Genomic DNA, 1444 nt, shown 5'->3' on the forward strand with positions numbered 1-1444 from the left:
CGACGTCGCCGCTGCGGAAGTAGCCGTCGGCCGTCATCGATTCGGCTGTGGCCTTGGGGTTGTTCCAGTAGCCCTTCATCACGTTCGGGCCCTTGATGCACAGCTCGCCTGGTTCGCCGAACGCGGTGACGTCTTTCGCCGGATCGTCCAGGCTCACGAGCTTGATGCGCACCTGCGGCAGCGGCATGCCGCACGAGCCCGCCTTGCGCACGCCGCGCGCGGGCGTGAAGGTGCCCACGGGCGATGTCTCGGTCATGCCCCAGCCTTCGTTGAGATGGCAGCCGGTGAGATCGAAGAAGCGCTGCTCCACCTCCACCGGCAGCGGCGCGCCGCCCGAGCCGCAGAACTTGAGCGAGCGCAGGTCCATCTCCTTGGCCTTGGGGTGCGCGAGGATCGCGGTGTACATCGTCGGCACGCCGGGGAACACGCTGATCTTGCTGGCTGCGAGCTCGTTCATCACCGCGTCGACATCGAAGCGCGTGTGCAGCACCAGCGCCGCGCCCAGGCGCACACCGCCGGGCGTGTAGGGCACCAGCACGTGCTTTGAATAGACGGTGGGCTTGGGGTAGAGCAGCACCATGTCGCTCTTGAGGCGGTCGGGGTTCTTGAGCCAGAACTCGATCATTTGCGACTCGTAGGCCACCAGCAGCGGCGCCTTGCCCATGCCGAGCGCCAGGTAGTCTTCGAACGGCCCGGCCGACGACTGCTCCTGGAAGCCCTGACGCAGGAACAGCGGCGCGACCACCGGCATGACGCGGTCCACGTCTTCCTGGCTCTGCACGATCTGCTGGCTGTTGGCGAGGTAGCTTGCGAGCGCGAGGTACATCGCCGCCGAGTTGGAGGTGCGAACGTCGGTCGAGTTGATGAGCAGCGACTTGCTGGTGGAAAACGCGCTGCTGGCCTTGAGCTCCTTCCAGCGCGTGCCCTTCTCGATCATGGCCATCAGGCCCGGCAGGTCGACCACGTAGTAGAAGTCGCCCTGCTTCTGCGCGATGCCGTTAGCCACGAGGATCTCTGCAATCGGCCGCCAGCTGGCCAGCACGATGGGCGTGTAGAACGGGTTGAAGACGTTCGGTGCCTTGGCCAGCGTCTTGAGCTGCGCCGCCGCGGGCGCGCCCGAGGGAAAGCCGAAGTCGAACTTGCTGGCGTCGTAGCGGCTGGCAATGGCGCGCGAGCCGGCCTTCTCTACGGTAACGGTGATGCCCTGCGCCGCCAGTGCCTTCTGCACGCGCGGGTCGGCAAAAAAGGTTTCTTTTTCTGAGCCAATCAGGCCGCGCAGCGTGACCTGTTTCTGCTGCTCGATGCGCGCTGCGGCGGCGGTGGCCGATTCATCGTGCAGGCGGGTGTTCGAATACCAGACGCCGGACCCGACCGCGGCCAGCAGGACGACGGCCAGCGCTGGTGCGATCAGCTTGCGAATTTCCAAATCTCATGCTCCTCTCCC

1 protein-coding gene is annotated in these 1444 nt (G+C 65.7%); it reads right to left on the reverse strand.

The features are described 5' to 3' along the window. Positions 1-1426: AMP-binding protein (locus tag ACSFA3_RS23180; RefSeq protein WP_435507792.1), on the reverse strand; the 1426-nt coding region annotated here is incomplete at its 3' end. Positions 1427-1444 lie beyond the last annotated feature (18 nt).

The organism is Variovorax glucosi (genome assembly GCF_051216695.1).
GTDB lineage: Bacteria > Pseudomonadota > Gammaproteobacteria > Burkholderiales > Burkholderiaceae_C > Variovorax.